General features: G+C 71.2%; 24 protein-coding genes and 1 tRNA gene. 15 read left to right on the top strand and 10 right to left on the bottom strand.

Annotated elements, in window-relative coordinates:
• Window positions 1–88 precede the first annotated feature (88 nt).
• The 4 genes from BMY97_RS07575 to BMY97_RS07590 are packed head-to-tail and all read right to left on the bottom strand — an operon-like array spanning window position 89 to window position 4,216.
• Window positions 89–976, bottom strand: a complete 888-nt coding sequence (locus BMY97_RS07575) for an amidohydrolase family protein (RefSeq protein WP_091614419.1) — start codon at window positions 974–976, stop codon at window positions 89–91.
• Window positions 973–1,989, bottom strand: coding sequence for an amidohydrolase family protein (locus tag BMY97_RS07580; protein ID WP_091614421.1), 1,017 nt, complete (start codon window positions 1,987–1,989; stop codon window positions 973–975). Before BMY97_RS07580 ends, BMY97_RS07575 begins: the two co-directional genes overlap by 4 nt.
• Window positions 1,986–2,870: an NAD(P)-dependent oxidoreductase gene (locus BMY97_RS07585; RefSeq protein ID WP_091614424.1), complete on the bottom strand. Its 885-nt coding sequence runs from the start codon at window positions 2,868–2,870 to the stop codon at window positions 1,986–1,988. The genes BMY97_RS07580 and BMY97_RS07585 overlap by 4 nt, the downstream gene beginning before the upstream one ends.
• Complete coding sequence (locus BMY97_RS07590; RefSeq protein WP_143086148.1) at window positions 2,867–4,216, bottom strand: MFS transporter; 1,350 nt, start codon at window positions 4,214–4,216, stop codon at window positions 2,867–2,869. Before BMY97_RS07590 ends, BMY97_RS07585 begins: the two co-directional genes overlap by 4 nt.
• A gap of 162 nt (window positions 4,217–4,378) precedes the next feature.
• On the opposite strand from BMY97_RS07590, the gene BMY97_RS07595 reads away from it, so the two are divergent.
• The 7 genes from BMY97_RS07595 to BMY97_RS07625 all read left to right on the top strand — a co-directional run bounded on the left by BMY97_RS07595 (window position 4,379) and on the right by BMY97_RS07625 (window position 10,540).
• Window positions 4,379–5,032 (top strand): GntR family transcriptional regulator, encoded by a 654-nt coding sequence (locus tag BMY97_RS07595; RefSeq protein ID WP_091614430.1) that lies wholly within the window; start codon window positions 4,379–4,381, stop codon window positions 5,030–5,032.
• 13 nt (window positions 5,033–5,045) lie between these two features.
• Window positions 5,046–5,750 (top strand): 4-carboxy-4-hydroxy-2-oxoadipate aldolase/oxaloacetate decarboxylase, encoded by a 705-nt coding sequence (locus BMY97_RS07600; RefSeq protein ID WP_091614434.1) that lies wholly within the window; start codon window positions 5,046–5,048, stop codon window positions 5,748–5,750.
• A complete protein-coding gene (locus BMY97_RS07605; RefSeq protein WP_245787195.1) occupies window positions 5,747–6,802 on the top strand; it encodes a 4-oxalomesaconate tautomerase in 1,056 nt (351 codons plus the stop codon). Before BMY97_RS07600 ends, BMY97_RS07605 begins: the two co-directional genes overlap by 4 nt.
• A 61-nt stretch (window positions 6,803–6,863) precedes the next feature.
• Window positions 6,864–7,649 carry a nitroreductase/quinone reductase family protein gene (locus BMY97_RS07610; protein WP_245787196.1) on the top strand — a complete coding sequence of 262 codons (786 nt, stop codon included), beginning with the start codon at window positions 6,864–6,866 and terminating at the stop codon, window positions 7,647–7,649.
• 111 nt (window positions 7,650–7,760) lie between these two features.
• Window positions 7,761–8,963 carry an LLM class flavin-dependent oxidoreductase gene (locus BMY97_RS07615; protein WP_091614437.1) on the top strand — a complete coding sequence of 401 codons (1,203 nt, stop codon included), beginning with the start codon at window positions 7,761–7,763 and terminating at the stop codon, window positions 8,961–8,963.
• Window positions 8,964–8,975: 12 nt separating this feature from the next.
• A complete protein-coding gene (locus BMY97_RS07620; RefSeq protein WP_091614440.1) occupies window positions 8,976–10,313 on the top strand; it encodes an NtaA/DmoA family FMN-dependent monooxygenase in 1,338 nt (445 codons plus the stop codon).
• 143 nt (window positions 10,314–10,456) lie between these two features.
• Window positions 10,457–10,540, top strand: a tRNA-Leu gene (locus tag BMY97_RS07625).
• Between the two features lie 335 nt (window positions 10,541–10,875).
• On the opposite strand, the gene BMY97_RS07630 is transcribed toward BMY97_RS07625, so the two are convergent.
• The 4 genes from BMY97_RS07630 to BMY97_RS07645 form a co-directional block, all read right to left on the bottom strand.
• Complete coding sequence (locus BMY97_RS07630) at window positions 10,876–11,178, bottom strand: hypothetical protein (RefSeq protein WP_143086149.1); 303 nt, start codon at window positions 11,176–11,178, stop codon at window positions 10,876–10,878.
• A gap of 43 nt (window positions 11,179–11,221) precedes the next feature.
• A complete protein-coding gene (locus BMY97_RS48265) occupies window positions 11,222–11,557 on the bottom strand; it encodes a GNAT family N-acetyltransferase (RefSeq protein WP_245787197.1) in 336 nt (111 codons plus the stop codon).
• Window positions 11,558–11,771: 214 nt separating this feature from the next.
• Complete coding sequence (locus BMY97_RS49515; RefSeq protein WP_091614445.1) at window positions 11,772–12,341, bottom strand: lasso peptide biosynthesis B2 protein; 570 nt, start codon at window positions 12,339–12,341, stop codon at window positions 11,772–11,774.
• Between the two features lie 30 nt (window positions 12,342–12,371).
• A complete protein-coding gene (locus BMY97_RS07645; RefSeq protein ID WP_091614448.1) occupies window positions 12,372–12,893 on the bottom strand; it encodes a MarR family winged helix-turn-helix transcriptional regulator in 522 nt (173 codons plus the stop codon).
• A gap of 77 nt (window positions 12,894–12,970) precedes the next feature.
• On the opposite strand from BMY97_RS07645, the gene BMY97_RS07650 reads away from it, so the two are divergent.
• The 8 genes from BMY97_RS07650 to BMY97_RS07685 all read left to right on the top strand — a co-directional run bounded on the left by BMY97_RS07650 (window position 12,971) and on the right by BMY97_RS07685 (window position 21,761).
• Window positions 12,971–13,468: a flavin reductase family protein gene (locus BMY97_RS07650; RefSeq protein ID WP_091614450.1), complete on the top strand. Its 498-nt coding sequence runs from the start codon at window positions 12,971–12,973 to the stop codon at window positions 13,466–13,468.
• A 40-nt stretch (window positions 13,469–13,508) separates the two neighbouring features.
• Complete coding sequence (locus BMY97_RS07655) at window positions 13,509–14,813, top strand: MFS transporter (RefSeq protein WP_091614453.1); 1,305 nt, start codon at window positions 13,509–13,511, stop codon at window positions 14,811–14,813.
• The gene (locus BMY97_RS07660; RefSeq protein WP_091614455.1) at window positions 14,810–15,802 is read left to right on the top strand and encodes an Ldh family oxidoreductase; all 993 of its coding nucleotides are present in this window, start codon (window positions 14,810–14,812) and stop codon (window positions 15,800–15,802) included. Before BMY97_RS07655 ends, BMY97_RS07660 begins: the two co-directional genes overlap by 4 nt.
• Before the next feature lie 52 nt (window positions 15,803–15,854).
• Window positions 15,855–16,877 (top strand): LLM class flavin-dependent oxidoreductase, encoded by a 1,023-nt coding sequence (locus BMY97_RS07665; protein ID WP_091614458.1) that lies wholly within the window; start codon window positions 15,855–15,857, stop codon window positions 16,875–16,877.
• On the top strand, window positions 16,874–18,487 hold the full coding sequence (locus BMY97_RS07670) for an AMP-binding protein (RefSeq protein ID WP_091614460.1): 1,614 nt from the start codon (window positions 16,874–16,876) through the stop codon (window positions 18,485–18,487). Before BMY97_RS07665 ends, BMY97_RS07670 begins: the two co-directional genes overlap by 4 nt.
• A 26-nt stretch (window positions 18,488–18,513) precedes the next feature.
• Complete coding sequence (locus BMY97_RS07675) at window positions 18,514–19,443, top strand: beta/alpha barrel domain-containing protein (RefSeq protein ID WP_245787198.1); 930 nt, start codon at window positions 18,514–18,516, stop codon at window positions 19,441–19,443.
• Between the two features lie 27 nt (window positions 19,444–19,470).
• Window positions 19,471–20,970, top strand: a complete 1,500-nt coding sequence (gene tcuA / locus BMY97_RS07680; RefSeq protein ID WP_245787199.1) for an FAD-dependent tricarballylate dehydrogenase TcuA — start codon at window positions 19,471–19,473, stop codon at window positions 20,968–20,970.
• A 176-nt stretch (window positions 20,971–21,146) separates the two neighbouring features.
• On the top strand, window positions 21,147–21,761 hold the full coding sequence (locus BMY97_RS07685) for an NIPSNAP family protein (protein WP_091614468.1): 615 nt from the start codon (window positions 21,147–21,149) through the stop codon (window positions 21,759–21,761).
• Between the two features lie 267 nt (window positions 21,762–22,028).
• Here the strand turns inward: BMY97_RS07685 and BMY97_RS07690 are convergent, their stop codons facing one another.
• Both BMY97_RS07690 and BMY97_RS46905 read right to left on the bottom strand, forming a co-directional pair.
• Complete coding sequence (locus BMY97_RS07690) at window positions 22,029–23,081, bottom strand: cyclase family protein (RefSeq protein ID WP_245787200.1); 1,053 nt, start codon at window positions 23,079–23,081, stop codon at window positions 22,029–22,031.
• Window positions 23,082–23,189: 108 nt separating this feature from the next.
• Complete coding sequence (locus tag BMY97_RS46905; RefSeq protein WP_281246886.1) at window positions 23,190–23,471, bottom strand: DUF6308 family protein; 282 nt, start codon at window positions 23,469–23,471, stop codon at window positions 23,190–23,192.
• Window positions 23,472–23,564 lie beyond the last annotated feature (93 nt).

The following is a 23,564-nucleotide window of genomic DNA, read 5'->3' on the forward strand; positions in this document are numbered from 1 at the left end:
CATTCCCCTGCTCACCATCACACCTCTTCGCGTTTTCGATCTTGCCCTCATCGACAACGACGTCCGGGCCGCGAAGGGGTTGCCCGGCTCAGCCGCCCCAATAGAGCCGTGTGGGATTGGCCACGAGCAGCCGTTGCCGCGCCTCGGGTGTCGGCGCGACGCGCGGGACGAAGTCGACCAGCGCGCCGTCGTCGGGCATGTGGCTCTTCAGGTTCGGGTGCGGCCAGTCGGTGCCCCACAGCACGCGGTCGCCGAACTCCTCGACCAGCGCGCGGCCGAAGGGCACCACGTCGTCGTACGGCGGGCCTGCCACGGTGAGCCGGTCCGGGCAGGTGACCTTCGCCCAGAACTGCGGGTGGTCCCGCAGCAGCGTCCGGAACCGTTCGAAGTCCGGCCCGTCCACCGGCTTGGCCACGTCGGGGCGGCCCAGGTGGTCGACGACCACGGGCAGCGGCAGCGAGGTGAAGAAGTCCCAGCGGTCGGCCAGGTCCGCGGCCTCGAAGTAGACGACCAGGTGCCAGCCCAGCGGCGCGATCCGGGCGACCAGGTCGTGGTAGTGCCGGTCCGGCTTCGGGTCCACGAGCCGCCGGACGAAGTTCAGCCGGATCCCGCGCACGCCGGCCGCGTGCAGCCGGGCCAGCTCCTCGTCGGGCTCGTCGCCGCGGATGGTCGCGATGCCGCGCGCCCGGCCGCCGGCCGCTTCGAGCGCGTCGACCAGTGCGCGGTTGTCGGCTCCGTGGCAGGTGGCCTGCACGATCACGCTGCGGGTGATGCCGAGGTGCTCGTGCAGCGCGGCGAGCTGCTCCTTGCTCGCGTCCGTCGGCGTGTACTTGCGCTCCGGCGCGTACGGGAACACCTCGCCCGGCCCGAACACGTGACAGTGCACGTCGACCGTGCCCGGCGGCAGGGTGAACGCCGGTTTCGACGGCGCGGGGTCGAAGGAGAGCCAGCCCGGGTCGGCCTCGAACGCGGTCACCGTCCCCTCCCCTCCAGCGCCCGGCCGAGGCGCGGGTAGACCCGGCGGGCGTTGCCCTCGAACACCTTCGCACTGTCCTCTTCGGACAATCCGAGGGCGTCGACGTACCGCCGGGTGTCGTCGAAGTGGTGCCCGGTGCGCGAGTCGATCCCGCGCACCGCGCCAAGCGTCTCCGAGCCGAACAGGATGCCGCCGGGGCCGATCACGTCGAACAGCAGGTTGATGCCCGGCTGGTGGTACACGCAGGTGTCGAAGAAGACGTTCGGCAGCACGCCCTCCTCCGGCCCGGGCCGCCCGAGCATGTCGGCCAGCCCCCGGTAGCGGCCCCAGTGGTACGGCACCGCTCCCCCGCCGTGCGGGATCACGAACCGCAGGCCGGGGAACTCGGTGAACAGATCGGCCTGCAGGAACTGCATGAAGACCGTGGTGTCGGCGTTGAGGTAGTGCGCGCCGGTGGCGTGGAAGGCCGGGTTCACCGAGGCTGAGACGTGCACCATGGCGGGCACGTCCAGCTCGGCCATGGCCTCGTACAACGGATACCAGCTCGGGTCGGTCAGCGGCGGCGAGGTCCAGTGCCCGCCGCTGGGGTCGGGGTTGAGGTTGCAGCCGACGAAGCCCAGCTCCTCGACGCAGCGCCGCAGCTCGGCGACCGAGTGCGCGATCGGCACGCCGGGCGACTGCGGCAGCTGGCAGACCCCGGCGAACTTCTCCGGGTACAGCCGCGTGACGCGGTGGACCAGGTCGTTGCTCACCCGCGCCCACTCGGCGCCGACCGCCTCGCCACCGAAGTGGTGGGCCATCGCGGAGGCGCGCGGGGAGAACAGCGTCAGGTCGACGCCCCGCTCGGCCATCAGGTTCAGCTGCCCCTGCACGGACTCGCGGACCTCGTCGTCGCTGATCGCCGGGTACGGCGGGGCGGCGGACCCGGCTTCGAACGCCGCGCGCTGCCCGTCTCGCCAGGCCGTGTGCGCCGCCGGGACGGTGGTGTAGTGGCCGTGACAGTCGATGATCACTCAGGCGTGCCTTTCGTCGCGGTGCCGGGCAGTTGCGCGCGGATCGCGTCCAGCAGCGGCAGCAGGTCCTGGCCGAGGTCCGCGGGCCGGTGCGCCGCGGCCCAGTCCTGACGGCGCGCGATCGCCTCCGCCATCACCGGCTCGATCCCGGCGCCCGCGACGGTCACCGCGGCCTCGCGCAGTTCCTCGGCGCGGCGGGCACCGTGCTCCAGCGAGCGCGAAAACAGGTACGCGGCCAGCTTTTCCCAGTCGTCCGAGGGCAGCAGGTTGGACAGCGAAGCGAGCACCTGTCCCTCCACACCCCACTCGCGCGCCGTGAGCAGGGACTCGGCCAGCAGCGCCTCGACTCCCTTGATCATCACCGAGCGGCACAGCTTGGTCGCCGAGGCGGGCCCGACGACGTCGGCGTACACCTCCAGCCCGGTGAAGCCGAGCGGCCGGGCGAATTCCGCGAACGCGCTCGCGTGCGGACCGCCCAGCAGCATCGGCGCGGCCAGCCTTTGGGGCGTGATCGGCGACATCACCGCCGCCTCCACGTACCGGCCGCCCGCGGCCTCGACGACTTCGGCCGCGGCCTGTTTCTGGCCCGGCGCGGCGGAATTGAGGTCGACGTACCAGCAGCCGGCCGGCAGCCCGGGCGCCGCGGAGCGAGCGGCCACGAGGTCGTTCGCCGCCGTGACGGCGCTGATCACCAGGTCCGTGTCCCGCACCGCCGTCACCGCGTCCGAAGTGGACGGAAGGCCGAGGCGCCGGGCGTTGCGGGACGCCGCGCTCGTCTCGTCCGCGAAAGCCACATCCCACGCCGAAAGCCGGACGCCGGCGAGGTCCTCGGCCAGCACCGAGCCGACCTCCCCGAGGCCCAGCAGCGCGACGGCGGTCATGCCCGGACCGCCGTGGGCACGGGCTGCCCGGCCAGGTCGACGTCCTTGGTCTCCGGGCCGAGCAGCGACCCCACCAGCACCAGCGCGCCGCCGAGGACCAGCAGCGCCGCGGCGGTGAAACCGGACGGCATCAGGTGTTCCAGCCAGCCCTGGTAATAGGCGTAGAACGAGGTCAGGATCAGCGGCATGCTGTAGCCCAGCCCGAACCCGCTGCCGCGCACGGCCGGCGGGAAGCGCTCGCACAGGTACGACGGCGTGACGGCGAACGTGCTCCCGCCGCTGAGCCGGATCACCAGCGTCAGCAGCAGCACCGCGCCGAAGCCGGACCACCAGCCGAGGCTGATCGTCGCGAACGCGGCGGAGCACACCACGCCGATGCCGACCCCCGACCACGCCAGGAACTTGCGCCGGCCGATCTTCTCCGACAGCAGCCCGATGTAGGGGAACAGCACGGAGTGGATGGCCTGCACGATCACCAGCGCGGCCGTCACCTGCGTCGCCGACACATGCGCCTGGTACTGCAGCGCGCTCGGCAGCAGGCCGGAGGCGAGGTTGGAGGCGAACCAGATGCCGCTCATGATCACGAACACCTGCACGAACTGGCGGCGCGACGAGCCGATCAGCACGTCGCGGATCGGCGTGCGCGATTTCGGCGCCGCCTTCCAGGTCTCGGACTCCTCGACGGTGCGCGAGTAGTACAGGCAGAACACCAGGCACAGCGCCGCGCCGACGAGGAACGGCACGCGCCAGCCCCACTCGGAGTAGGCCGATCCCGGGCCGCCGGACGGCGCGATCCGCAGCATCACGAACGTCACCAAGGCGATCGCGCAGTACGACAGCGGGAAGCCCATGCCCACCAGCCCGCCGTACCAGCCGCGGCGCCCGGCCGGCGCCGCCTCCATCGCCAGCGGCGTCGCGCCGGTGTACTCGCCGCCGAGGAACACCCCGTCCACCAGGCGCAGCACCACCATCAGCACCACGCCGAGCAGGCCGACGGCCGAGTAGCCGGGCAGCAGCGCGATGACCAGCGTGCACACGCCGCAGCCGGTGATCGACCACAGCGTCACGCGGCGGCGGCCCACCTTGTCGGCGAGCCGGCCGAAGATCATCGAGCCCAGCGGGCGGCCCAGCAGAGTGGCCACGAAGATCAGCGAGGTGATCACCGCGCGGCTGCCGGTCGAGACCGACGGGGGCAGGAAGTAGTTCATCGCCGGCGTCAGCGCCACCACGGGCAGGTAGACGTCGAACATGTCGACGAAGAAGCCGAAGGAGGCGCCGACCACGGCACGGCGGGTGGTCAGGGTGGTCGTCTGGGCTTCGGGCGGTGTCGGGGCCGGTCCGGGCATCTTCGCGCTCACTCCTCCTCGGGCCGGCGCGTCGTCGCGGCCGGCGGGGTGTCCCGCGAGGCAAGGTAACCCGTCGGCGGAATCGTCACAAGAGTCGTCCACAAAATCGTTGACAATCTTGTATGAGATGCTTAGCGTCAGTCGTCGAGGAGAGGAGCCGGGATGCCCACTACACCGAAGGAAGGGGAGGCCGGGAAACAGGCCGCGCTGGACGCCCTGCGAGCCGCCCTGATGGCCGGCGACGTCGTGCCCGGGCAGCGGCTCGTGGAGGCCGAGCTGGCCGAGACCTTCGGCGTCACGCGCGCCAGCATGCGCGCCGCGCTGATCGACCTGACCGCCGACGGGCTGGTGGAGCGCATCCCCCACCGCGGCGCGCGCGTGCGCGTGGTCTCGATCGAGGAGGCCGTCGCCATCACCGAGTGCCGCATGGTGCTCGAGGGCCTGTGCGCGGCGAAGGCGGCGGAAAAGGCGACCGACGGCGACATCGAACGCCTGCGATCGCTCGGCGCGCAGCTGCGGGCCGCCGTCGAGGACGGCGAGCCGATGAAGTACTCGGAGCTCAACCGCGAACTGCACCGCACGGTGCGTGAGATCGCCGGGCAGCCGGTCGCCGCGGAGCTGCTGGAGCGGCTGCACGGGCAGCTCGTCCGCCACCAGTTCCAGCTGTCCATGCGGGCCGGGCGCCCGCACGTCTCCCTCCCCGAGCACCTGGCGATCATCGAGGCGATCGCCGCCCGCGACCCCGAGGCCGCCGAGCGCGCGGCCCGGGCGCACCTGCGCAGCGTGATCGGCGCGCTGCGGGAAACCGAGAGCTGAGGGAGCTGCCTTCATGGGCCCAGTGGTGGTCACCGACGTCCCGCGCGCCGCGGCCGGCCAGATCGACGAGCTGGCCGGATTCGGCGTGGCGACGGTGCACGAAGCGTTGGGGCGCACGGGTTTCCTCGGCCCCCGGCACCGGCCGCTGCATCGCGGCCCGCGCATCGCCGGCTCGGCCGTCACCGCGCTGTGCTGGCCCGGGGACAACCTGATGATCCACGCCGCCGTCGAGCAGTGCCGGGCCGGCGACGTGCTCGTGGTGACCACCACCTCGCCCTGCACCGACGGCCTGTTCGGCGAGCTGCTGGCGACCTCGCTGAAGTCCCGCGGCGTGCGCGGGGCGGTGCTCGACACCGGCGTCCGCGACGTCGCCGAGCTGGCCGGGCTGGGCTTCCCGGTGTGGTCCCGCGCGGTCAGCGCGCAGGGCACGGTGAAAGCGACCGCGGGCGCGGTGAACGTGCCGGTGGTCGTCGGCGGCCAGGCCATCCGGCCGGGCGACGTGATCGTGGCCGACGACGACGGTGTCCTGTGCGTCCCGCGCGGAGACGTCTCCCGCGGCGTCGCGGCGTCGAAAGCGCGTCTGGCCAAGGAAGAGGAGTCCCGCGCGGCGTTCCGCGCCGGCGAACTCGGCCTCGACCGCTACGGCCTGCGCGAGAAGCTCGCCGGGCTGGGCGTCCGGTATCTGACCGCGGAGGACTACGCCCGGGAGCAGGCGTGAGCGGCGTCCCCTGCCTGCTCATGCGCGGCGGCACGTCCAAGGGCGCGTACTTCCTCGCCGAAGACCTGCCCGCCGAAGCCGCCTCTCGCGACGAGCTGCTGTTGCGGATCATGGGCAGTCCCGACCCGCGCCAGATCGACGGCATCGGCGGCGCGCACCCGCTCACCAGCAAGGTCGCCGTGGTCTCGCCGAGCGCCGCCCCGGACGCCGACGTCGACTACCTGTTCCTGCAGCTCGGCGTCGGGGAGGCGACGGTGAGCGACCGGCAGAACTGCGGCAACCTGCTCGCCGGCGTCGGCCCGTTCGCCGTCGAGCGCGGCCTGGTCCCGGCCGGCGGCGAGCGGACCGCGGTGCGGATCCGGATGCTGAACTCCGGCAGCACGGCCGTCGCCCGGTTCGCCACCCCCGGCGGAGCCGTCGAATACCGGGGCGGCACGGCGATCGCGGGCGTGCCCGGCACCGCCGCGCCGGTGGTACTCGACTTCGCCGGCACCGCGGGCTCTTCCGGCCACGGGCTGCTGCCGACCGGGCACCTGGTGGACACTGTGGACGGTGTCGAAGTGACGTGTGTGGACAACGGCATGCCGGTGGTCGTCGCCCGCGCGGCCGATTTCGGGCTGACCGGCCGCGAAACCCCGGAACAGCTGAAGGACGAGGCGCTGCGAGCGCGGATCCAGTCGCTCCGGCTGGCCGCCGCCGGGCTGATGGGCCTCGGCGACGTCCGCGACAGCTCGGTCCCGAAGACCACCCTCGTCGCTCCCCCGTCCGACGGCGGCACGATCGGCACGCGCACCTTCATCCCGCTCGAACCGCACACGTCGATCGGCGTGCTGGGCGCGGTCAGCGTCGCCACCGCGATCCTGCTCGACCGCGCGGTCGGCCACGACCTGGCGAAGCCGCCGAGCTCGTCCCGGGTCGACGTCGAGCACCCCACCGGCCACCTGCAGGTCGAGGTCGAGCTGGACGCGAGCACCAGCCCGCCGCGCGTCCGCCGCAGCGGAGTCGTGCGCACCGCCCGGAAGCTGTTCGACGGCATCGTTTTCCCGCGCTGACCGGGTCGCTGGCTGCTAGTCTCCGCGGGTAGTCTCCGCAGGCGGACGGAGGGACAGCGCGATGGCGGAACCGGACTTCACGTCCACAGTGGACATCGCCCGCCAGGACGGCGACAGGCGGACGGCCGAGCAGTGGGCCCGCGCCGTCTGGGAGGACGCGCCCGCCCCGGCCCGTGCCTTCCTGCGCGTCGGCTGGGCGTGTCTCGGCCTGCGGGTGCGCAGCGGACCCGGCCGCGTGTTCGGGTGGACCGTCGCCGAGTCGGCGCCGGAGACCGTGGTCCTCGAAGCGCCGTCCGGGCTGATGGCGGCGCGCAACGTCGTCGACGTCGACGGCGCGCGCGTCCGCTGGACCACCACCGTGAGCTACCGCCGGCCGGCGGCGCGGCTGCTGTGGGCCCTCGCCACGCCGTTCCACCAGCGGTTCATCCCGGCGCGGCTGCGCCAGGTCGCCGCGCCCGCGGGCCGGGGCGACCGCAAGCACCGCGCCGTCACCGCGTTCCAGCGCCGGCTCGGCAACCCGCTGCTGAGCCGCCTGCCGACGCAGACGCTGCTGGAGACCACCGGCCGCAGCTCCGGCCTCCCCCGCCGCACCCCGATCGGCGGCCGCCGCACCGGCCGGCAGTTCTGGCTGGTCTCGGAGTTCGGCGAGCGCTCGCACTACGTCCGCAACATCCAGGCGGACCCGCGCGTCCGGCTGCGCCTGCACGGCGTCTGGCACGAGGGCACCGCCCACCTGCTCCCCGGCGACGACGCCCGCGCGCGCCTGAAGACCCTGCCGCGCCTCAACAGCACGGCCGTCCAGGCGTTCGGCACGGACCTGCTGACCATCCGCGTCGACCTCGGCTGAGGCCCGCGGTTATTCCCGCTCCCGCCAGATTCCCACCGGCTGGTTACCGCTGTCCGGGCCCCGCGTCCCGGCGCACACTCGGGGAACAGGCCCACGGGAAAGGACGCGCGCATGACAGGGGTTAGCGGACCACGGCTCGCCGTGGCCCTGGAGGGGGCAGGCTGGCATCCGGCGGCGTGGCGGGAGCCGGACGCCCGGCCCGCCGAGCTGTTCACCGCCGGCTACTGGACGGACCTCGTCCGCGAGGCCGAGGCGGCCAAGCTGGACTTCGTCACGTTCGAGGACTTCCTCTCGCTGCGGACGGACTCCCGCGCCGAGACCGTAGAGGACCGCGACGACGTCGTGCAGGGCCGCCTCGACGCGGTGCTGATCGCGTCGCGCGTCGCGCCGCTGACCTCGCGCATCGGCCTGGTCCCGACCACCGTCGTCACCCACACGGAGCCGTTCCACCTGTCTAAGGCCATCGCCACGCTCGACTACGTCAGCAGCGGCCGCGCGGGCGTCCGCGTGCAGGTTTCCGGCCGCGAAGACGAGTACCGGCACTTCGGGCGCCGCGAGCCCGGCGCGTTCCACCTGCCCGACAGCGCCGAGCCGGACCGGCCGAGCGCGCTGGCGGACCTGTTCGACGAGGCCGCGGACTACGTCGAGGTGCTGCGCCGGCTGTGGGACAGCTGGGAGGACGACGCCGAGATCCGCGACGTCGCCACCGGCCGCTTCGTCGACCGCGAGAAGCTGCACTACATCGACTTCACCGGCCGCTGGTTCTCGGTGAAGGGCCCGTCCATCACGCCGCGGCCGCCGCAGGGCCAGCCGCTGGTCACCGCGCTGGCGCACGCCGCCGTGCCGTACCGCCTGGCCGGCCGCTCGACCGACCTGGTCTACGTGACGCCGTCGGACCGCGCGGGGGCCGCCGCGATCGTCGCCGACGTCCACGCGGAGCAGGAGCGCGCGGGCCGAGCGGGCGAGACGCTGCACGTCTTCGGCGACCTCGTGGTGTTCCTCGACGAGACCGCGCAGGCCGCCGCCGACCGCAAGGCGCGCCTGGACGAGCTGGCCGGCGCCGAGTACGCCTCCGACGCGAAGGTGTTCACCGGCACCCCCGCCGAGCTGGCCGACCTGCTGCTGGACTGGCACTCCGCGGGCCTGTCCGGCTTCCGGCTGCGCCCGGGCGCGCTGCCGCACGACCTGACGGCCATCACCCGTGGCCTCGTCCCCGAACTGCGCGGGCGCGGCGCGTTCCGCGGCGAGTACGAGGCCGACACCCTCCGCGGGCTGCTCGGCCTGCCGAGGCCCGCCAACCGCTACGCCGCCTGAGGAGGACTCCTGATGACCAAGCCCCTGAAGCAGATCCACCTCGCGGCGCACTTCCCCGGCGTCAACAACACCACGGTGTGGAGCGACCCCGAGGCCGGCAGCCACATCGAGTTCAGCTCGTTCGTCAAGCTCGCGCAGACCGCCGAGCGCGCGAAGTTCGACTTCTTCTTCCTGGCCGAAGGCCTGCGGCTGCGGGAGCAGAACGGCGAGATCTACGACCTGGACGTGGTCGGCCGCCCGGACACGTTCACGGTGCTGAGCGCGCTCGCGGCCGTCACCGAGCGGCTGGGCCTGGCGGGCACGATCAACTCGACGTTCAACGAGCCGTTCGAGGTGGCGCGGCAGTTCGCTTCGCTGGACCACCTCTCGGCCGGGCGCGCGGCCTGGAACGTCGTGACGTCGTGGGACGCCTTCACCGGCGAGAACTTCCGCCGCGGCGGCTTCCTGCCACAGGACGAGCGTTACTCGCGGGCCGAGACGTTCATGCGCACGGCGTGGGAGCTGTTCGACTCCTGGCGCGGCGACGAGGTCCTGGCCGACAAGGCGAGCGGCCGCTTCCTGGCCGACGCGCACGCCGGCGCGTTCTCCCACCACGACCGGCACTTTGATATCGAGGGCCGCTTCCCGGTGCCACGCAGCCCCCAGGGCCGCCCGGTGATCATCCAGGCCGGCGACTCCGACGAGGGCCGCGAGTTCGCCGCCGCCACCGCCGACGCGATCTTCACCCGCCACGGCACGCTAGAAGCGGGCCAGGCGTTCTTCAGCGACGTCAAGGGCCGCCTGGCCAAGTACGGCCGGACCCACGACCAGCTGGTCATCCTGCCCGCGGCGACGTTCGTCCTGGGCGACACGGACGCGGACGCCCAGGAGAAGGCCCACGAGGTGCGCCTCCAGCAGGTCAGCGAGGCGACGGCCATCAAGTTCCTCGAGCAGCTCTGGAACACCGACCTCAGCACCCACGACCCGAACGGCCCCCTCCCCACCACCGACCCGGTAGTGGGCGAAAACAAGATCGCCAAGGGCCGCGCCAGCGTCCGCATGTACCGCGATCCCATCGCCACCGCACACGAATGGCGTCAACTGGCAGAGGCGAAGAACCTCTCCACCCGCGAGGTCATCATCGAGGTCACCGGCCGCCAGAACTTCATCGGCTCCCCCACCACCGTCGCGGAAGCCATCAACACCCTGGTCCAATCCAACGCAAGCGACGGCTTCATCCTGGTCCCCCACGTAACCCCCGGCGGCCTCGACGAATTCGCCGACACGGTGGTCCCCCTCCTGCAGGACCGCGGCGTCTTCCGCACCGAGTACTCAGGCCCCACCCTGCGTGACCACCTGGGCCTCCCCTGACACCGGTACTGCGGGCGGCCCCTCTCGGCCGGGACCGCCCGCCCCGATGATCAACAGGGCAAAATAGCCACCCCACCCGTAACCGCATGCCGGACCCCCCTGAAACCGAAGCCCGGCGGGTCGTATAGTCTCTTCATCAGCAGGTCCGAGTGGCGGAATGGCAGACGCGCTAGCTTGAGGTGCTAGTGCCCTTAATGGGCGTGGGGGTTCAAGTCCCCCCTCGGACACACACAGTGGTGAACTCTCACCAAGCATCCCACAGCGAGCCGATCACCTTCTTTGGTGGTCGGCATCTTGCTGTCCCCGTCCTCCGCCCGTGCTTCAGGCGGTGGTCGGCGTGACCGTCCACCCTTGATCCTCGGGGCAAGCTCCGCGAGCCTGAAACGTGTGCTTCTCCTCGCCTAGCCAGCTCCAGCGGTACCGAAGAATCGTCCGGGATCTCGATGGGACAGCCCTGAGCGCGACGGAGTCGTTCGCCGTCATGCAGCAGACCGTGTCCAGGTTGGACACTCGTGTCAGAGATCTCGCCAGCTGACCGTCGGCACCGCCCGGGAACTGCTGTTCAGCCTCCTCGTTCCGGGGAGTCCTGTACGTCTTCCTGCTCGATCGGCAGGCTCGTTTCGACGAGTGCAGGCGAGTTCGGCTGGTTGCCCAGGTCTTGGTCGCGGAGGGCCGCGACGGCGACGGCGAGGTGCAGGGCCATCCAGGTCGTCGACTTGGTGCCGAAGATCCGGACCAGGTCGAACACGGCGTCGTCGTGGCCGTGCCGTTCGCGCAGTACGGCGAAGGTCTGCTGCAGGTCGGCCAGGCTCTCCGTGAAGTCGCTGAAGTAGCTGGCCATGGCCGAGGCTGGGTCGTCGCTCATGGGGCCGGACGGTGGGTGTCAGCACTGTGGAACAGCAAGTCGCTCAGGCGGCGGTGATGCGGGATTCGCCGGGGAAGTCTTCGGGTACGGCGTCCATGAGGATGTCGTTGACGCGCCGGCCGAGCCAGAGCCCGGACCGGCGGCGTTCGCCGATCCTGCGGAACCCGGCGTGCTCGTAGGCGCGGATCGCGCCGAGGTTCGGGGCGAGGACGGAGAGGTGCACGCAGTGCAGGGCGGTGATGTGGAAGGCGTAGTCGAGGGTGAGGTGGGTGGCTTCGGTGCCGATGCCGTGGCCCCGGTGCTGGGGGGCGAGCTGGATGACGAACTCGCCGACCCGGGTGTGGTGGTCGATCAGGACCGCGGTGGTGCCCGCGGGCACGGGCTCGCCACCGGTGAGGTCGTAGACGGTGAACCGGATCTGATGGTCGGTGCCCGCAACTGGTGCCCGAGGCCCTTGGGGCGGTTCGGCAGGGAGTCCGGAGGCTGGCGGCCGTAGCCGACGAGGACACCGGGGTCCTGTTCCCATTGCCAATACAGGTCGGCGAGGTCTTCGCGCAGAGGTCCGAGGCCGGCTTTTTCGCCGCGCAGCCAGATCAGGGGCCCGGTGGTGTCGCTGATGGTTCTCGCCTCGAAGACTGGTGTGCCGGGATGGTGCGGAGCGTCGCGAACCGGCCGGTGGATACCGGTTCCGCGACGGGATCGTGCCCGACAGTCTCCACCCAGGCGTGCAGGCGGATCGGGTCGGCCGCTGCTCCGTGGCACCAGATCACCCGGCGGTGTGAGAGCGCGAGCAACAGTGTCGCGGCAGCGGATTCCTCAAGACACGCCACCCGGCCAAGACAGAGCCGCCCAGCTGCGCGGACCGCGACGACCGCGTCCTCAGCCTCCTCGAATGTCGCCGGCAGGGAAGCCGGCTCACCATACTGAGCAGCCAGGTGAGGCGGGCAAGACGCCGAGGTCTCCGGCCTGCAGCGGATACGGCCAGGACCACGGCGAGCGCGAACCCGGCAGCCCGCGTCCGTCCGGCGGGCAAGGGAACGTAGGGCGGTGCACCTGCAGCGTGCCCCAGGACGGCTCCCACGGCGGCGCCGACGCGGCGGACGGTGACGGGAGCGGGACTTCGGTCGGGCGAAGGAAACCCTCCGCGAGGAGTTGCCTGACAAGAGGGCGGGCGTCGTCGAGTATTCGGCTGCTCAGCTTTCGGAGCGGCCCAGCTCCTTCAGCTCGTTCTCGACCACAAGGGCGGCCTGCCGGAGCTGGCGATCGGTGGCGACGACGTCGTCGCGGCCGAGAACCGCGTTGAGCGTGCCACTGATCTTGAGCACTTCGCCGCCCATCTCGTCCAGCGCGACCAGGCCCGCCTCGGTGACCTCGAGCGACAGTGCCCGCTCGCTCTCGGGATGCGAGCCGCGAGCGACGAAGCCGCGATTCTCCAGCTGGGTGACGATGCGGGTCATGGTCTGCGGCCGGGAGTAGCAGCGCCGGGCCAGCTGGGCGAGCGTGAGATGGGGCCGGTTGGCGAGGATCCGCAGCGCCGTGTAGCTCGAGAGCGTCATGGTCCACGGCCGCAGCCGCGTGTTGCCGATTCTCGTGACCGCGCGTTCGAACCGGAACACCGCGTCGATCAGGGAGGACGCCTCGTCCATGTCCGTGGTCGCCCGTGACGGCGAGCGGCCGTCGTCGAAGGGGTCGACGTAGGGCAGCGAATCTGTCATCCCCGCAGCGTAGCGGCATCACGGGCATAAGTGTCAGCATGCTTGCATTCGGATGCGCACGCTTATATAGTCTCAGCATGCTTACACATCACCCGGCGGTCGACCCCCAGCGGTTCCGGTCGGTCCTGGGGCACTTCCCCAGCGGCGTCGCGGCGATCACCTCGCTCGACACCCAAGGCAGGCCGGTGGGCATGGCCGTCTCGTCGTTCACCTCGGTGTCGCTCGACCCGCCACTGGTGGCGTTCCTGCCCGGCAAGACGTCCTCGACGTTCCCGGTCATCGCCGAGCGCGGCACGTTCTGCGTCAACGTCCTCGCCGCCGGCCAAGAGGCGGTGTGCCACGCACTGGCCGTTCCCGGCGGCGACAAGTTCGCCGACCTGGGCTGGCAGCCGGGGCCGCACGGAAATCCCGTGCTCGACGGCGTCGTCGCCTGGATCGGCTGCACGATCGAGACCATGCACGACGCGGGCGATCACCGGATCGTCGTCGGCCGGGTCGAGGACCTGGCCACCGGCACCACGGCGGAGCCCCTGCTGTTCTTCCGCGGTCGGTACCCCCACCTCGCGGCCGCCTGAGCGGCACGCGCCATCCCCGACCTCAACGGAGAGGTACGTCATGAGCGCACCAGCGGACACCTCGGCGCAGACCCTGAGACGCACCACGCTCGCCGCCGCCATCGGCAACACGGTGGAGACCTACGACTACGCGGCCTACGGCTTCCTCGCCACCATCCTGGCGAAGGTCTTTTTCCCCGCCGCCAGCCCCGGCACCGCACTGCTGTCGTCGTTCGCGGTGTTCGGCTCGGCCTTCCTCGCCCGCCCCGTCGGCGCGTTGGTCTTCGGGCCGCTCACCGACCGCCTCGGCCGCCGGCCCGCCCTGGTCGCCTCGCTGTTGCTGATGGCGGGCGCCAGCACGCTGATCGGCCTGCTCCCGACGACGGGGACCATCGGGATCACCGCGCCGATCGTGCTGGTGCTGGTGCGATTCGTCCAGGGACTGGCGGCCGGCGGCGAGTACACCACGGCGATCATCTACGTGGCCGAGTTCGCCCCGCCGCACCGGCGCGGCGCACTGGCGAGCCGCGTGCAGGTCGGCAGTCTGGCCGGCTTCCTCACCGGCGCCGTGGTGGTTCTGTCGCTGAACGCCGCGCTGACGCAGGAGGAGATGCTGGCCTGGGGCTGGCGGCTGCCGTTCCTGCTCGCGCTGCCCATCGGCGCGATCGGCCTCTATCTCCGCAGCCGCTTCGGTGAGACGCCCGAGTTCCTCGCGGCGCGCCGCCAACAGTCCGAAAAGGACACCGCGGCCGGCGGCCAATGGCCACGGGCGGTCCTCCTCGCCGGCGTGTCGGTCCTGCACATCATCGGCATCTACATGGTCTACACCTACGTGCAGAGCTACCTCATCCAGTTGCGGCTGTCCGCCTTCACCGCCACCGTGGTGGTCGGTTCGGCCTTGGTCATCGGGCTCTTCCTGGTGGCCGCCGGTGGCCGCGCCGCCGACCGGGCGGACCGTCCCAAAGTGCTCCTGGCGACCTCGATCGTGGTGTTCGTGCTGACGTACCCGTTGTTCGCCGTACTGTCGGCGGTGCCACCGCTGTGGCTGATGATCGCCTGCACCGTGCTGTTGTCGGCAGGCCCGGCGTTCTACTCGGGCATCGCGCCGATCACCTTCGTCCAGCTCGTGCCGGTCCGCGTGCGCGGCAGCGTGATCGGCGTGTCCTACAACGTCGCCGCGGCGGTGCTGGGCGGTTCGGCCATCTTCGTCTGCCAGGCTCTGGTCGAGGCCACCGGCGACCGGCGTTCGCCCGCCTACCTGCTGATGGCCGCAGCCGCCGTCAGTGCCGTGGCCGCAGCCGCGCTCGTCCGCAAGCCCACGTTCTCCCCTACCATCACGCCACAACCCGCGGAGGCCGGTTCATGATGACCCTCTCCCTGTCCGAGGCCCGCGCGCTCGTCACGGCGGCGATGACCGGGTCCGGGCACGGCGCCGGTGACGCCGAGACCATCGCCGATCACCTGCTCGACTGCGAGCTGCGCGGGCTGTCGTTCGGCGGTCTCGCCCGCGCACTGTCCATAGTGGAACGCGTACACGCTGCCCCGGCCCCGGCCCGGCCGATCCGGGTGGTCGCCGAGACCGCGGTGTCCGCCACCCTCGACGGCGGCGACCAGGTCGGCTACCTCGTCGGCATGCGCGCGCTCGACCTGGCGATGGAGAAGGCGCGCGCACAGGGAATGGCCATCGTCGGTGCCCGCAACACCTGGTACACCGGCATGTTCTCCTACTACCTGGAGAAGGCCGCCGCGGCCGGGTTCGCCGGGATGATCGCCGGCAGCGGGCCCGCGGTCGTCGCCCCGCACGGCGGCACCGAAGGCCGGTTCGGCACCAACCCGATCGCGTTCGGCTTCCCGGCGACGCCGGCCCCGGTCATCTGGGACATCGGCACGTCCGCCGTCATGTACGGCGAAGTGATGTTGAAGGCGCGGCTCGGCGAGAAGCTGGAGCCGGGGCAGGCCTACGACGCAGCGGGCGAACCGACGGTCGATCCGGCCGCGGCGCTCGAAGGCGCGTTCGGCGTGTGGGGTGGCCACAAGGGCTCGGGGCTGGCCATGGTCGTCCAGCTGCTCGGCATGATGAGCGGCGCGGCCGCCGCGCCGCCCGGGGTGTCGGACTGCGGTTTCTTCGTCCTGCTGGTCGACCCCGCCGCGCTCACCGACGCGCACGACTACCACCAGCGGGTCACCGTCTTCGCCGAGTCGATCCGGGCAACCCGGCCGGTCGACGGCGGCACCGCCGTCCGGGTGCCGTTCGACCGCTCCGCGGCCGGCCGCGAGAAGGCGCTGCGGCGCGGCACGATCGAGGTGGCCGAAGCAGTGGTCGCGGCCCTGCGCCGGAAGGCGGGCCATGACTGAGCGAAACCCTTACCCCGCAAAGAATCCCACCCGTACCACCAAGGAGGACACCATGGTCGAGTTCTTCACCGGGCTCCAGCCCCTCGAGATCGGCGAGACCGACCCGGACCGGATGATCGCGCGAGTCCAGGAGCTGGACCGCTCCGAGGTGATCGACCGCGTTCTCGTCGGATACTCCTCCACCTGGCCGCACAATCACGCGACCGCGCCGTTCGCGCTCGCCCGGTCGGAGAAGTTCTCGCCCATCGTCGCGCACCGGCCCGGCGTCATGCCGCCGGTCGCCGCGGCCCGCTACTTCGCCACGCTCGACGTCCTGGCCCGCGGCCGGCTCGCCGTCAACGTGGTCGTCGGTGGGTCCGACAAGGATCTGCGCCGCGAATCGGACGACCTGCCCAAGGCCGAGCGCTACCGGCGTGCGGTCGAGTACCTCGACGTCGTCCGCCGCACCTGGACCTCGGCGGAACCGTTCGACCACCACGGCGAGTACTACACCGCCGAGGCCGTGCAGATCCAGACCAAGCCGGTGCAGGGCCAGGTGCCGATCTTCATGGGCGGCGAGAGTGACGACGCGGTGGACTTCGGCGCCCGCCACGCGGACCTGTACATGCTGTGGGGCGAGCCGTTCGCCGGCACGAAGGAGCGCATCGACCGGGTCTCCGCGGCCGCCGAGGGCTACGACCGGAAGATGCGGTTCTCCTTGAGCCTGCGGCTGTTCGCCGGCGACACCGACGACGAAGCCTGGGCCCAGGCGCGCGCCGTCGAGCGGCAGATCGCGGAGGCCTCCGGGAAGTTTCTGCGCTCGTCGAAGGCCGACACCTCCGTGGGGCGGGCCCGGGCGCTCGCGCTGACCGACGAGGAGCTGCACGACGACTGCTTCTGGACCGGATTGACGAAACTGCTGGGTGGTTTCGCCAACTCCCAGGCCCTCGTCGGCACCGAGGAGCGCATCCTGAACACGCTGGGCACCTACCGCGACCTCGGCGTGGACACGTTCCTCGTGACCACCGGCGCCGAAGCGAGCTGGGACCCGGCGCTGGAAGGCTTCCTGGCCAGGGTGAAAAAGGAGCTGGCATGACCACGGCAGGCGACGCCGGGGATCCCGCGGACGACACGGTCAGCGGGCTGCTCGCCGCGCGGGCGCGGGCGCATCCGGGCAAGACCGCGCTCGTCTTCGGTGACACCGAGCTGACCTACGGCGAGCTCGACCAGGCGACGACCGACGTGGCGCGCGGCCTCATCGCGATCGGCGCCGCCCCCGGCGACTCGGTCGGGATCCTCCTGCCCAACCGCGCCGAGTACCTGCCGGCCTGGTTCGGCGCCGCCCGCGCCGGTCTCGTCGAGGTCCCGGTCAACACCGCCTACAAAGGACAGTTCCTCGACCACGCCCTCCGCCGGGCCGACGTGCGGATCCTGGTCACCGAGGCGCCGCTGCTCGACCTCGTCGCGGACCTGGCCGAACCGCCGGAAACGCTGCACACCGTCGTGCTGCTCGACGAAGCCCGGCCCCGCCGTACTCCCCCCGGAGTCCAGGTGCTGAGCTGGCGCGAGCTGCTCGACGCCGGCGATCCGGCCGGCGCGCTCCCCCAGGCCGGCCCGGCCGATCCGGTGGCCATCATGCTCACCTCCGGCACCACCGGACGCAGCAAGGGCGTGGTGTACCCGAACCGGATGCAGGTGGTCGCCGCGCGGGAGTGCGCGGCGCAGATGCGCACCACGCCCGATGAGCGGCTCTACACCTGCCTGCCGCTGTTCCACGGCGCCGCGCAGGTCAACCTCTCCCTGCACGCCCTCTCCGCCGGGGCGACCCTGGTGCTCGGCCGCCGGTTCAGCGCGAGCCGGTTCTGGGACGAGGTCCGCACGCATCGGGTCACCCAGTTCAACGCGCTCGGTTCGATCCTGCCCATGCTGCTGGCCCAGCCGCCGTCCGGCCGGGACCGCGAGCACCAGGTACGCAAGGCGTTCGCCGCGCCCGCACCGCCCCAGGTGCTGCACCCGTTCGAGGGACGCTTCGGTGTCCACCTCGTCGAGGGCTACGGGCTGACGGAGATCAAGAACGTCCTGTACAACCCGCTCGACGCGCGCAAGGTCGGGTCGATCGGCCTGCCCACCGAATCCTCCATTGTGGAGGTTCACGACGAGGCGGGCGGACGCACCGGTCCGGGGCAGGCCGGGGAGATCGTGTACCGGCCACGCCTGCCGCACGTCATGTTCTCCGGCTACCACAACGATCCGGAAGCGACACTCGCGACAATTAGGGACCTGTGGTGGCACACCGGGGATCTCGGCTACACCGACGAAGACGGCTACTTCTACTTCATCGACCGCAAGAAGGACGCGCTGCGCCGCCGCGGCGAGAACATCTCCTCCCACGAGGTCGAGTCGGTCCTGCTCGCCTACCCCGGCGTGACCGCGGCGGCCGCGATCGGCACGCCGTCGGAACTCGGCGAAGACGAGGTGCTCGCCATCGTGCAGCTGGAATCCGGGCAGCGGCTGGACTTCGCCAAGCTGTTCGCGCACTGCGACGCGTCCATGCCGCACTTCATGGTCCCCCGCTACTACCGCGTCGTCGACCAGTTCCCCGTCACCCCGACCGGCAAGGTCGGCAAAGCCGACCTGCGTGCCGAGGGCCGGGGCGACGCCTGGGACGCACATGCCGCCGGGCTTACCCCGACCCGCCACGCCTGAAGGAACCCGTGTCCGAAGAAAATACTGTGCCCCCGCAAGTGCACATCCGCGAGATCGCGCCCCGTCTGGCCTTCCAGGACCACCCCGTCCCGACCGAGGTGAAGATCGAACTTCTCCGACGACTCCTCGACGCCGGGATCCGCGCCTTCGAGCTGTCTTCCTTCGTCCGGCCCGACCTGATCCCCGGCCTCGCCGACGCCGAAGCGGTGTTCGCGAACGTGCCCCGCGTTCCCGGGCTCAGCCTCGGCTGCTGCGTCGGCAACACCCGCGGGCTCGCCCGCGCCGTCGACGCGGGTGCCAGTACCGCGGCGTTCCTGCTGTCGGCCGACGAGGAGTTCGCCCGCGCCAACATCGGACGGTCCACCGGGGAATCACTGGCGGAGCTGGAACGCATGGCCGCGTTCGCCGCGGACCGCGGCATCGTGCTCGGCACCTACGTCATCTTCGCGTGGGGCGGCCCCACCGGACCGGGACGTAGCGCCGAGGACCTCGAACCGCTGGCCCGCCGGCTCCTCGAAATCGGCGTGGATCACTGGATCCTCGCCGATTCCGCCGGGTACGCCGCACCGCCCCAGATCCGCGAGCTCGTCACCGCGGCGCTCGCGCACGTGCCCGCCGAGAACCTCACCGTCCAGGTCCACGACGACCGGGGCCTGGGGCTGGCCGCCCTGCTGCCGCTGCTCGACCTCGGCGTCCGCCACCTCGACACCGCCCTCGCGGGCAGCGGCGGCCATCCCGCGATCTCCGGCCGCCGGGGCGGCGGCCTCTGCACCGAGGACGCCGTGCAGCTGCTCGAACTGTCCGGTGTGGGCACCGGCATCGACCTGCCTCGGCTGATCGAGGCCGCGAACTGGCTGGCCACCGAGATCGGCGTGCCCGGCAAGGGATTCGTCCGGCACGCCGGCGCCGTGCCCAGCCTCGGTCAAGGCGCGCAGGCCCTCGACTTCTCTTGGTGAAGACCACCATCCCGGCTAGGAGGACCAGTGACGAAACCAGCGTTGCCCCGCGTTCCGAAGGTGATCGTGGCCGGAAGCGGCCTGTCCGGGCTCTCCGCGGCGATCTCCGCGCGCGAAGCCGGGGCGAACGTGCTGCTCCTGGAGAAAGGCGGCCGCGAGGACGTCGGCGGCAATGCCGCGTTTTCCGGCGGGCTGTTCCTGTTCTGCTACGACGGGCCGGACGACCTGACGTCGATCACCCAGGACTTCGAGCCCGGCATGCGGGCCGGCCGGATCGAAGCGGCGCCCTTCACCAGCGCCGCCTATGCGGCCGAGCTGATGGCGATGAGCAGCGGTCAGGCCGACCCTCGACTGATCGAAGCGCTCGCGGAACAGTCGCTGGATACCGTCCGGTGGCTCGCGGCGAAAGGCGTCCGATTCACGTTCAACCGCACTCTGGGCGCGACCGTCCACGACGGCGTCCTGCGGGTGCGCCCCGGCCAGGTCCTGACCAGCTCGGGTGAGGGGATGTCGCGCGGATTCGAGGTGATCAAGACCCTGCTCCGGCACGCCGAGTCCATCGGCATCGAGATCCGCTGGCTCACCCCGCTGGTGCACGTGGTCCGCGACAACGGCCAGGTCACCGGCGTCACGGCCGGCGACACCGGCGAGTTCATGGCGGCCGGCGCCGTGGTGATCGCCAGCGGCGGTTTCCAGGCCAGCCGTGAGCTCCGCCGCCGGTTCCTGGGGCAGGAATGGGAAACGGTCCCGCTGCGCGGATCCCGGCTGTCCACCGGCGACGGCATCTCGGCCGCGCTCCGGGCCGGGGCGGGAAAAGCCGGGACCTGGTCGAAGGCCCACTCGGCCGCGGTCGACCCGACCATGCCCTCACCCCAGTGCAGCGAGGCGTCGCCGCCGTTCCCGTTGCACGGCTTCTGGCTCGGCGTGCTCGTCAACCGCGACGGCGAGCGGTTCGTGGACGAGGGCCCCGGCCCGTGGGTCAAGAACTATTCGAAGATGGGCAAGGCGATCCGGCCCCAGCCCGGCCACGAGGCGTTCCAGATCTTCGACCAGCGCACCGCCGCGCGCGTGGCCGATGAGTTCGCCGGAGCGGCCGTGCCGGTCACCGCGCACACCATTCCCGAACTCGCCGAGCGGCTCGGACTGCCCGCCGACCGGTTCGCACGCACCATCGAGACGTACAACCGCGCCTGTCAGCCTGGCGACGGCATCGCCGAAGACCGTGGCACGGCGGGCATCGACCCGCCCAAGTCGCATTGGGCCGCGCCGCTGGACCAGCCGCCGTTCGTCGCCTACCACGCAGTCGCCGGGCTCACCTTCAGCTTCGGCGGCGTGCGGATCGACCCCGACGGCCGAGCGCTCGATCCGGACGGGGCAGTGGTGCCCGGCCTGTACGCGGCGGGCGAAGCCACCGGCGGGTTGTTCTACGGCGACTACCCCGGAGGTGCCGCCCTCATGCGGGCCGCCGTGTTCGGCCGGGCGGCCGGGCGAACCGCCGTGGCCGAAGCCATGGCGCCGGATCGGTGAATCCCGGCCGGTCGGCACCGTCCGAATCGGACAGTGCCGGCCGCTCATCGGAGCGCGCTCGACAATCCGGGCCGGGCCAGGGCGCGCTCGAGGCGTTTGCCGTGTCGAGGATCAGGCAGCTGCCGTCCTCACCATGGCAAACCGGCCCTCCAGCCCCCACAGAGAGGAAATCCGCGATGCTGTACGAACTCGCCAAGCTCGCGCTCAAGCTCTACACGGTGCCGAAAGCCCTCCCCGCCTTGGAGTCCTACACCACGACCGGCTCCGGGCACGGCCGGCTGCTCGGCTGCTGGGAAACCGAGCACGGCGTCATCGTCGGCAGGCTGCTCCTGCTTCGGGAGTTCGACGACGCCGCCGCGCTCGCCGACGAACGGCAGCGCGTCCTGACCAGCTCCGACCCCTTCGGCATCGGCGAACACCTTGAAGCCTTCGAAGTCGAGAGCTACGCGCAATTTCCCTTCCTGCCACCGATCCGGACAGGCCGGTACGGCGACGTCTACGAGTTCCGCACCTACCGGCTCAAGGTCGGCGGACTCGTGCCGACGATGGCGGGCTGGGAAGCCGCGATACCGGAGCGTACCCAGCTCGCTCCCCTGACCACCGCGATGTACGGCCTGGACGGCGCACCCCGCATCACCCACATCTGGCCCTTCCCCAGCCTCGATGAACGACTGGCGATCCGGCGGACGTCGTACGAGCGCGGAATCTGGCCACCCGCCAACGGCCCGGAGAACATCGCGCACGCGACCTCCGCCATCGCCTTCCCCGTCGGCTTCTCTCCGTTGTCCTAAAAGCTGTCGGACGCCCGCGACGTCGCCCGCCCGAGCAGACCATGAGCCAGCCGGGCTGGACCGGAAGGCCGGAACCGCGGGCCATGTGGTCCGTTTATGAAGAGTTAAAACCGCAGGTCAGTAACAATGAGAACCCTTAAGTGGACCTGAAGGGAATCGAACCCCTGAGCCCCGCGTTGCCAGCACTCAGCGCAGCGACATTCGTCGTGTTCACACCGGCGTGACGTGCAGGCTGGTCTGGCCGTGCCGGCCGCGCGAGTTCCGCGGTCAGAATGTGGCGATCGGGTTGACCGGACTGCCGGAGGTACCGGCGAGGCGGACGGGCGCGAGGGTGAGGTGGAAGTCCCATTGGCCGAGTTGGGCAGCCGTCGTCGCGCACGCCTCCAGGTCGCAGTTGTCGAGCAGCCAGAGGCCCATCGCGACGAGGCTCACGGCGTGAACCGGCATCAACACGTCTTCGTATCCCGACGGCTGAACGTCCTGCGGGGTGTCGGCGCCGATCAGCCCGACCTCCCGTTCCTGCAGCCACGGCAGGCAGGAAGCGTGCCAGCCGGCCTGCGTGAAACCGCCGGCGTCACCGGCCTCGTGCCGGACGCGGCCATAACCGGTCCGCAGGAGTACCGCGTCGCCGGATCGGACTCGCACACCCTGGCGACGCTCGGCCTCCTCGAGATCGCTGGGAAACACACCCTGCCCCGGTTCCAGCCACGGCACATCGCGGGCCCTCGCGATGTCCAGCAGGACACCACGCGTGACGATCCCGTTCGCCGCCGCTGTGACAGCCGCCCACGCCGATCCCGTCGCGGCGTCGACCAACGAGTGCGACCGCCCGTTGTACATCGGGCCGTCCCAGAAGAGATGGCACGGCGAGTCGACGTGGGTGACGGTGTTGCCGTGGAACATGATGCCGAGCCGCTCGTGCGAGAAGCCCCAGCGCCGGTCGTTGTGGAACGCGGCCACCGGCATGTTCTCGGCACCCGGCATGTCGGCGGCGCACGGGCACGTCGTCGTCGACCGTTCCATTTCTTCCGGGACGGTGACCTCCCATGCGCACGACACGCTCCGGCCGTGGCGCACGGCGCGCGCTGCCGCCAGCCGGACGTCGTCGGTGATGTGGTTCAGAGTGCCGCGCTCGTCGTCGTCGCCCCATCGTCCCCAGTTCGACAGCGTGTCGAAGTATCCGAGCACGTCTTCCTGTGTGGGCATCGGTCGCTCTGCCGTCATCCCAGCATCGACTCCTCCGGTCACGCGGTGTGAGGCACCAAGGCCCGCTGAACCGGAATCACAGTAGATCAGTCGGCCGATCAGCAGGAAGAGCACGGCACACCTGTGATGTGGTGAAGGTGCGTCGCTGCCGGCGCGCGGCGGGGCCTCCGCGGGCGATCCGGCGGATTATGGCCTTGGAGATCGCGGGGTCGCGTTCCCCGGTCAGGTCGGCGCTCCGGTGGCGTGCATCCACAGAATGACGTCAAGGCAGCGCAGCAAGCTGATGTCCGTGATGTCGCCGGCCTGGTCGCGTAGCCCGGCGACGGCCTCGGCCCGCCGCGAGTCGCCCTCGAACCAAGACCACAAGCAAGCCCAGATGCTTCCGGGAGCGCTGAGCGCGGACTTGACTCGGCTGTCGTAAACCGGCAACAGGCCGGGCCGTTTCCTGGCCAGGAGCTTGTTGGCCGTGACCCATCGGTCCTTGCCACCGCAGCGTTTGAACAGGCCCTGTCATGATTTCCGTGTAAGCCACGGACGATTTCTTCTTCTATTCTAGTGGAGTGGGAGTCGGTCTGGGAAGAGTGCGGCGAGGGTGTT

Origin of the sequence: Amycolatopsis saalfeldensis, from assembly GCF_900110575.1 — a bacterium.
In the GTDB taxonomy this organism is placed as follows: Bacteria; Actinomycetota; Actinomycetes; order Mycobacteriales; family Pseudonocardiaceae; genus Amycolatopsis; species Amycolatopsis saalfeldensis.

What these genes read in the sequence shown, in the direction of transcription:
- BMY97_RS07655 (WP_091614453.1), top strand. Translation starts at nt 13,509, where the DNA reads ATGAGCGCACCAGCGGACACCTCGGCGCAGACCCTGAGACGCACCACG.
- BMY97_RS07660 (WP_091614455.1), top strand. Translation starts at nt 14,810, where the DNA reads ATGATGACCCTCTCCCTGTCCGAGGCCCGCGCGCTCGTCACGGCGGCG.
- BMY97_RS07585 (WP_091614424.1), bottom strand. Translation starts at nt 2,870, where the DNA reads ATGACCGCCGTCGCGCTGCTGGGCCTCGGGGAGGTCGGCTCGGTGCTG.
- BMY97_RS07630 (WP_143086149.1), bottom strand. Translation starts at nt 11,178, where the DNA reads ATGAGCGACGACCCAGCCTCGGCCATGGCCAGCTACTTCAGCGACTTC.
- BMY97_RS07615 (WP_091614437.1), top strand. Translation starts at nt 7,761, where the DNA reads ATGACAGGGGTTAGCGGACCACGGCTCGCCGTGGCCCTGGAGGGGGCA.
- BMY97_RS07620 (WP_091614440.1), top strand. Translation starts at nt 8,976, where the DNA reads ATGACCAAGCCCCTGAAGCAGATCCACCTCGCGGCGCACTTCCCCGGC.
- BMY97_RS07645 (WP_091614448.1), bottom strand. Translation starts at nt 12,893, where the DNA reads ATGACAGATTCGCTGCCCTACGTCGACCCCTTCGACGACGGCCGCTCG.
- BMY97_RS07650 (WP_091614450.1), top strand. Translation starts at nt 12,971, where the DNA reads ATGCTTACACATCACCCGGCGGTCGACCCCCAGCGGTTCCGGTCGGTC.
- BMY97_RS07670 (WP_091614460.1), top strand. Translation starts at nt 16,874, where the DNA reads ATGACCACGGCAGGCGACGCCGGGGATCCCGCGGACGACACGGTCAGC.
- BMY97_RS07590 (WP_143086148.1), bottom strand. Translation starts at nt 4,216, where the DNA reads ATGCCCGGACCGGCCCCGACACCGCCCGAAGCCCAGACGACCACCCTG.
- BMY97_RS07610 (WP_245787196.1), top strand. Translation starts at nt 6,864, where the DNA reads ATGGCGGAACCGGACTTCACGTCCACAGTGGACATCGCCCGCCAGGAC.
- BMY97_RS07665 (WP_091614458.1), top strand. Translation starts at nt 15,855, where the DNA reads ATGGTCGAGTTCTTCACCGGGCTCCAGCCCCTCGAGATCGGCGAGACC.
- BMY97_RS07600 (WP_091614434.1), top strand. Translation starts at nt 5,046, where the DNA reads ATGGGCCCAGTGGTGGTCACCGACGTCCCGCGCGCCGCGGCCGGCCAG.
- BMY97_RS07685 (WP_091614468.1), top strand. Translation starts at nt 21,147, where the DNA reads ATGCTGTACGAACTCGCCAAGCTCGCGCTCAAGCTCTACACGGTGCCG.
- BMY97_RS07595 (WP_091614430.1), top strand. Translation starts at nt 4,379, where the DNA reads ATGCCCACTACACCGAAGGAAGGGGAGGCCGGGAAACAGGCCGCGCTG.